Here is a 7,262-nt window from a genome sequence, read left to right on the forward strand (position 1 = left end):
GCGTCCCATGTCCCATTCATCGTCGCCGAACTCGGAGCCGATGCCGACCCTTTCATGCTGCACCTCTATGCGGCACTGGCCGAGAAAGAGCGACGTCTCATCTCGGAGCGCACCAAAGCCGCCCTCGCCTCTCGCAAGATGACCGGCAGGAAACTCGGCAATCCAACCAATTCCGCACAGGCGGCCGCCAAGGGGCGACAGATCTCGGTGGAGGCGGCCGATCGTTTCGCCGAGACCATCCTTCCGACCATCGAGTCCATTCGTCGCTCCGGCATCACCAGCTTGCGAGGGGTGGCAACTGCGCTGAACAACCGACGCGTTCGAACAGCCCGCGGCGGACAGTGGCAAGTCTCGAATGTGCGAAACATTCTGGCGCGCTCTGTAGATGAGCTTTGATAAGCGGGAAAAATGAAGCCAGAGCGGGGTGCTCCTTCCCAGGTGGCTTCCAGCCGAAGGTATTAGGCGCTCTTCCTAACCTTGACCACCTCAACACCAAGCCGAAAAGCCTGCCCGTCAGCATAGGAGCGAGCGTAGCTTTCAGCTGTAAAGGCAACGGTTTTGGTGACGCCATTGAAGGTGACGCGAACCGACCACGTATTGCCTGCGACAATTTCAACGGCATGCTGTCCGTGCGGAGCCATGCTAATCCCCAAAGCTGACGTTGAGGAAGCATCCATAGCGTCGCAAAATTGATTTGCATACGAATAATCCGACGTCCGGTTGTTGAATTGCCGACTTGTGGCGATGGGGACGACGTACGTGTGGCAATTGCGCGTACGGCTCAGGCTACCATCCACCAAGTGGTTGCCTTCCATCCGCCGTCAGCATGGCTATCTTTTCAGTCGTCCGCGCCCACCGGCGATGTCGCGGCTCGCAACTAGCGTTCCCGGGAGCGACTACGTTAAAAGGCCCCCAGCGTGTCATGTCTTTGGTTCCCAGATCGCCGTCACTCAGGCACGGTTGGCATACTTCACCTTGCCCCACTAACTGCATTGAGGACAAGGCCAACTTGTCGCCCGGAATATTTCCCGAACTGGTGATCGTCAGGCTGCCGGCCTCGAAACCCAATCCAAGCTGTAGGATTCCCAAGTGCCGCTGAGGGGCTGATCGTCTTCTCGTAATTTCAAATACCCGGTGCGACCGCATTCGCAAACCAGCTTTTCCCGCAATACAGTTGAGAGCATTTAGGACAGCCCTTCCGACGATGCGGCGAACAGGCCCGATGCCCTACCATCGAACACCAAATGTCCATAGTTCCCGCCCTGCCCAAGCTAAAGGCATATTAGCGCAAGCTCAACTAAGACTGAAGGACTAAGCCGTCGGATTTCATGGGAGGAGTGTGGTAGGCGCGCTCCGCGCGGCGGCTCCTTACGGAGCAAGTTCGATCTCCGGGTTAAACGCATGAAGAAGGTACGTCGAAAGTCGGCTAGGTCCTACAGCGGTGGGTTAAAATCCGCCGGGCCGGCGCCTAGACAGGTAAACCCCAAACCCACCTGCTTAGGCGCCGGCACCTGCGTCCTGCCTAATACCGACAGACAAAAGCGAACGTGCGGTGTACTCCGGCTTGGGAGATCCGCACGTATGCATTTTCACCGTCCCAGATCGAAATCGACCGACCTGTGGCGTCGGACGCCGCCCTGAAAGGCGACGGCGCGTCGATCTCCTCGCTGGTCTGCACGGTCTCTCCCAACATTCTCTCGACAACATACTTTGGCATTTCACTATCCATGCTTGCTTACCTGAGCCGGGACATAATTCTCGGCCAGACGTCGTGTCAGCTACTGTCCCATTGTGGACCGGAACTCGCCGGATGTTGGCCCCAACCCCAACTGCCGACGAGCCCGTCCCGATTTGTCACACAAATCAGGGACGGGGTTAGCCGGCTATTCGAGACTTGCAGGAACGATGCCAAGTCTTCCCCGATCCCATCAGAGGCCCTTCGCTTTAAAGAACCCTCCAGTCGCGACAGTCGTAAATGGAGCGCTTCCGCGCGTGGGGAGCCGACCGGCGAAGTGACGGGACCGGACGCTTCTTCCACCTTCCGACATCAACATGAATGCTCGATGACTATATGGGGTCTAACCCAGGCCCTCTTGGCTAGCGGCCGTATAGTCGGCCTCCCAGGGCAACGCGTCAAAGTCGGGCTTGTGCTTCGCCGCTCGATAGGTTTCTTGGGCCTCTGCAACCCTCCATGATACATGCAGATGGTGGATTTCCCGGACATCGGTAAAGGCCTACTGCGGTCGGCTTGTCGGTCATGCGGGCTCCTGATAGAGTTTGAAAGCCCGCACTCTTTCGGGAGTTACGCGGGCCGATCGGAGGCCCGATCTTCGGCGAGCGATGGAGGGCTCCTTCCGCCGCAAGGCTCAACTTTTAGAGACGGCTAATGTTCCGCGTCAAGTCGGAGGGTGAACCGGCCGGTGGTGCCCCATTGGAAGAATAGAGCCCGTTTCCCGATGATCTTCTCAATCGACTTCAGCAGCGGCTCATGACCTCGCGAAGAGCGCGGTAGTGCTCGCTGTGGTATGCCAGCGGCGGCCCGACGATGCTCTTGTGCAGCGCTTCGGCTGCAATCAGAAGGCACTTTCCGCGATAGCTGCTTGGAAGGTTTTGTTCTAGCCATGCTTATCCTCGAAACCGCTCTGTGTGCCACACGATTTTGTCGCCCACCTTCATTGGCTTATGGATCATTAGGCGCTTTGGCAGATGCTCAGGGTGAACTTCCAGAAGCGTGATCTTGATGTTCGGCTTGCATCGGCTGCAGTCGAACTTCAGGCGCAACGGGTCAACGCCGCCGCCATAGACCATCATCAGGTCGGCCGAGCGGCAGTAAAAGACGTTGCCACAGGTGCACCCCGCCTTCACAAGCATGTTGTGCCGGGTTGCCTTGCCCAGCGTGTCGATCGGTTCATGCGCCATGAGAACAGAAAAGGAACAAATTCCTCGCGCGTCAAGACCGCTTGTGGAATCTTTTCACCATGGCGATGAACCGACGCTGAAATCGATGACTGTTTGCCCGTTCCGGACGATTGAGCCGGAACGGGCCGTGGGGCAATAGCCCCTAACTAAAATCGCAATACGACGGAGGGACCACGTCTGCGGTAGCAACGGACGCGCCGGCGACCATGTCGCCAATAACTACGGCAGACCCGTCTCCAGCCCCGCCGGCGGCGGTGGCGGCGGTGGCGGCGGTAGTAGTAATCTGGGTCGTAATCTTGGTCGTAGTAGCGCCTATGGTTGACCGGCTCCACTTCCGCCTGGGTGTCGAGTTCATCGAGAATGCCGCTTTTAGCCCCTGGAATACCGGCCACTGCGTTGATAGGCCGAACCGCGCTTGCAAAGGCCGCCGCCCCTGCAATGCCAAACATTGCCGTCAAGAAAGATCGCCGATCCATTTTAGGCCTCCCAAAGTTGCCAACTCTAAACAAAGCGCACCGCCTGCGATACGAGCGAGTCCGGCGCGCGGTGAAGTTTAAGGACTCGCCAGCACCGATCCACGACATGTCAGCCAAGCACCATGCCCATCACCAGAAAGGTGACGGCTGTCACGAAAATTGGCGCGAGCAACCACCGCGCTTGGCCAACACTTTTATCCATCTGGTTTCTCCGAATCTGGAGAAACAACTGCCTTAACCTTAAGCCGTTCCGTGTATTCCCAAGTGTAAGACTATCGCTTTTATTGCGATGGTACTTGGTCCGATCCGGCTTCAGACCAAAGTCCGGTGCAATCGCCAAGCATAGTTATCCAAACGTGGACAAGATCGATAAAACTGTCTGGACTTCATCCTTGGGTTGCGACAGCGAAACGAACTCGCACTCAGGTAGCCCAGCACCTTGGAGAGGCGTGATTTGACGTCATCCCTGGAATATCGGATTCGATGTGCACGACGGCATCAACAAGCGTTCGATAAAGACTGTCAACTTCTTCGTCGATCTCCTCGCGCTTGATATGGACACTGCGTCCGCCGTAGCCGTTTCGGGATATGGTTGGCGATCCATGGACCGGGTTCAGCCGGCCAGCTTGCGGTGCAAGATCCTCCAAGCCGACAAATCTCTGCTGAAATCGGACGGCGCTCGGCTTTAGTCGCCTGGCGGACCGAGAACCCCATAGTCTACCGAACGGGCTCCTCCCTCTGCGCCATCTCCGAGCGCGGCGAGACCTCGGCGAATCAACTCCCGCACCGGGTCAGAACGGCTCGGCATTCTTTTCTCAAACCGCCAAGCGTCCAGCACCGCGAGTTCCTCGGCACTGAGCATGATCTGTAGTCGGTATGTTCGCTTACGGGGTGGCAAGGCCCTTCCTCTCTCCTAGAACTCGATCTGCCATACCGGCGGCGTCCTGGTGGACCAATAGGCACCGCGCCTTGCATGGCTACCGCGCCTTCAATATTCTGGCCTCTCGCAGCAATGATGATCGATCCGTGCCAATCACTTTGATCAGTTCACGTGCCTGCGCCTCGGTGATACCCGTTTCGCGCGCGAGGAACCGGACGAGAAAATCCTCCTGCTCCTCCCTATCCCCTCGGTCGCGTCGTTTCTGATCGCCGATGTAGGACGACTTGGGCTGCTCAAGTGAGCGGGGCAATGGAGCATCGTCCTGTACCGAAACAGCTTTCACCTTCAGGCCAGCTTCCTTGGCAGCCGTCAGAAAGGCACGTCGAGCATTCTCAACGTCTTCGGCTGTGCTCAGAGGGCCCGTGCAGGCCTGAAGTGCAGCCCGATACCTTGGCCCGTGCGATTCCGGCCAGCGCTCCATCATGAAAATGGCGACCTCAGATACGCTGTTCACGTTGCGAAACTCCCCCACCTTTTCCGTTTCAACCATGATTGGAATTGCGAAAAACGGGTCGTGCATGGAATACCCCTGGGGAGGCCAGAACCGAACGAGGAGCACTATTTTCGTTCCGGTCGCCGCGAGAAAAGCACATCGGACCATGCGTCAATAGGCGTGTAGACGGGTCGCCCGGCAATCGGTAAACCCATCCAATGGATAACAAGCGGCTCGACCACAAACTGGATTGTAAGGCGTGCGGGACGATCCAGATGGACATTCCCGAGGGTGCTGAAGAGCACACGCCGATTCATTGCAGTAAGTGCGGTGGTTACCTCGGGGAATGGGGAGCACTGCAGGACGATTTTTACGCCCAAACGCGCGGCGCTGAAGCCTTCGATCTGAACAACGGCAACATCACTAAGAAGTAGCGCGGGGGTTGCTCTGCTTGTCAGTGGCCTTCATGGGATTGGTTGCAGAATAAAAACCGGTTCGATCCGGGAACCTCCCTTAGCGGCCGAGCGGTACCTTTGAAAGCGTAATCAGCTCCGCTTCATCAACCACGCCGGCCATATAGGGCGATGATCCGAGAGCCCAGTGTGCCTTGCGCATCAGCGGATTGGTCTGCGAATTTCAGCTGTTCGAAAACTCGGCCCAGCAAAGCCAACTCGGCAGGATCAAAAATCCCCGCGTCCACAGCTTTTCGTCTGATCGGCATGGCTACGCGTCCTCCTCGTGAAACCTGCAACCAAGCGTCACGTAGATCCTACTTGCCGTGCGAGTGCCTCTTCTTTTCCCGAATCTCCTCAGGCTCGGCATGCTCTAATCCGACGACGTCGTTCCTTGTCTCCCTCAGCCAAACAATGATCTATCAAGTTTTGCGTGGATAGCGGCTGTGTCGCGATATCCTTGGATTAGAACTACCCCGGTCATTACAATCGCTGCAACCGACAATGCGTAAGTGACGACATTTGTCAGGCCGAATGGGACCAGCGCCGTGCAGAGCAGCATGGCTATGAGCAAGAAATAAAAACCCGGAGGGCGGGATAGAAAGTCCCCCATTACAAAAAGGAAGCGGTTCATGTCCAGGCAGAAGTCAAGAAGACGACGAGTGCGGTGATGGTGACGGAAATAGGCACCGCCGCGAGCCAGCTCGCTTCCAGGAACCAGGTCTCCTTGTCACGAAGCATTGGACATCCTCCTCTTAGGTTCTCTGCAGGAAACCCGCCGCCCCTGCTTGGAGCGGCGGGCATTTCGTATTACTCGATGATCTGCACGACCTTGCGTGTATCGGGATCAACGAGGACCGCATGATCTCCGACAACCGTGTACTTGTAGCGGACGTCTGGGACGTCGATCGTGTGAAGCTCGACGGTATCGGGAAGTGCCGTACCGACATTGAGTTCGACGCCGAGCAGGCTGACCGATGCAAGTTTCTGCTTGTGAATATATTCGCGAACGACGGTCTGCTGTTCGGGCTTCAGGACAACGACGTCCTCGGCAAAGGAGGTTCCGATGCCTGCCATAAGCACAAGGGCGCCGGCGGCGCTGACGAAATATTTGGTCATGATATTTTCCTTTTCAGTTGTAGGTCAGTTCGAGGTCTCGGACGTGAGTAGGTCAGCCGCCGTTAGTCGGCGCTGGCGCTGGGGCAGCTGGCGCCGGGGCTGGTTCCGCAGGCTTCGCCGGTGCGGCCGGAGCTTCCGCCTTTGGAGTTTCCACCTTTGGAGCTTCAACCTTTGGAGCTTCAACCTTGACGTTGATATCCTTGCCACCGTCGCCGTGGATATTGATGACTCCGGTAAATATCAGCAAGACTACGATTGCAATAAGCCCAAGAACAACAGCGATCGCAGTGCCGCCGCCTCCGCCAGAATTAACAACAGTTGGGCCGTCAGCCATTACTTCCACTCCTATTTAGTTGCTTAGATTTGTATAACGGTCGCCGCTACATAGCGTTCCACCCACGGGCTAGGGTCTACGCGAGGTAGGCCTTTAGTCTACTGCACTTCGGACTGAAGACCCATGACAGGAACAATCTGCCTCTATTCAAGTTCGGTTTCCCGATTGGCCTCGCTCAGGGCTAGGATGCGCGATGCACGCATCACAGAGGCAGACATCAAGACCTTTCAGAAGGTCGCAACCATCATGGGTGGAGAGAGCGGCCGCATTGACGGCGATGACCTAATTGCAGCTTCTTTCGTCCTCGATGAACCCTTAAATTCTCCACATGCATCGACAGTGCGCGCGGATCGAACTCGCGGGGGTTAGGTGAAGGTTTTCGATAGACTTGAAGCGCTACTCGAGGCGGGCGATCCGCAGGCTGCGTTAGCAGAGGCACGGACCCTGGTGCTTGAAATTGAGCGGCGGTCAAACGTGGTCGCGGGCGCAGTCGACGATTTCTTGATCGACCTGATGACCCTTGCATTCGTCGCCGAAGCGTATGGCAATCACCTTGCCGAGGCCGCTCACAAACTCGCTCGGCGAAGGC

The 7,262-nt window shown here is 57.1% G+C and carries 8 protein-coding genes and 1 pseudogene; 4 read left to right on the top strand and 5 right to left on the bottom strand.

The genetic code is table 11. The features are described from left to right. Positions 1 to 396: recombinase family protein (locus AC1DXM_RS31645; protein ID WP_477239459.1), on the top strand; the 396-nt coding region annotated here is incomplete at its 5' end. 62 nt (positions 397 to 458) lie between these two features. Here the strand turns inward: AC1DXM_RS31645 and AC1DXM_RS31650 are convergent. The 3 genes from AC1DXM_RS31650 to AC1DXM_RS31660 all read right to left on the bottom strand — a co-directional run bounded on the left by AC1DXM_RS31650 (position 459) and on the right by AC1DXM_RS31660 (position 4,855). Beyond that, on the bottom strand, positions 459 to 641 hold the full coding sequence (locus AC1DXM_RS31650) for a hypothetical protein (RefSeq protein ID WP_477239461.1): 183 nt from the start codon (positions 639 to 641) through the stop codon (positions 459 to 461). Positions 642 to 2,625: 1,984 nt separating this feature from the next. After that, complete coding sequence (locus AC1DXM_RS31655) at positions 2,626 to 2,919, bottom strand: hypothetical protein (protein WP_477239463.1); 294 nt, start codon at positions 2,917 to 2,919, stop codon at positions 2,626 to 2,628. A 1,453-nt stretch (positions 2,920 to 4,372) separates the two neighbouring features. Further along, the gene (locus AC1DXM_RS31660) at positions 4,373 to 4,855 is read right to left on the bottom strand and encodes a DUF982 domain-containing protein (protein WP_477239465.1); all 483 of its coding nucleotides are present in this window, start codon (positions 4,853 to 4,855) and stop codon (positions 4,373 to 4,375) included. Positions 4,856 to 5,043: 188 nt separating this feature from the next. Between AC1DXM_RS31660 and AC1DXM_RS31665 the strand changes: the two genes are divergently transcribed. Next, positions 5,044 to 5,202 (top strand): hypothetical protein, encoded by a 159-nt coding sequence (locus AC1DXM_RS31665; protein ID WP_352591557.1) that lies wholly within the window; start codon positions 5,044 to 5,046, stop codon positions 5,200 to 5,202. Positions 5,203 to 5,537: 335 nt separating this feature from the next. Here the strand turns inward: AC1DXM_RS31665 and AC1DXM_RS31670 are convergent. Beyond that, positions 5,538 to 5,854 (bottom strand): annotated as a pseudogene (locus tag AC1DXM_RS31670) (low affinity iron permease family protein). A 176-nt stretch (positions 5,855 to 6,030) separates the two neighbouring features. Further along, on the bottom strand, positions 6,031 to 6,339 hold the full coding sequence (locus AC1DXM_RS31675; protein WP_352591566.1) for a DUF1236 domain-containing protein: 309 nt from the start codon (positions 6,337 to 6,339) through the stop codon (positions 6,031 to 6,033). Here AC1DXM_RS31675 and AC1DXM_RS31680 point away from each other — a divergent pair. Both AC1DXM_RS31680 and AC1DXM_RS31685 read left to right on the top strand, forming a co-directional pair. Continuing rightward, entirely contained in the window at positions 6,338 to 6,700 is a 363-nt protein-coding gene (locus AC1DXM_RS31680) for a hypothetical protein (RefSeq protein WP_477239467.1), read from the top strand. The genes AC1DXM_RS31675 and AC1DXM_RS31680 overlap by 2 nt on opposite strands. A gap of 342 nt (positions 6,701 to 7,042) precedes the next feature. Further along, positions 7,043 to 7,262, top strand: a 220-nt coding sequence (locus AC1DXM_RS31685) for a hypothetical protein (RefSeq protein WP_477239469.1), incomplete at its 3' end; no start/stop codon positions are given.

It is taken from the genome of Mesorhizobium sp. P3_A2 (genome assembly GCF_056403115.1).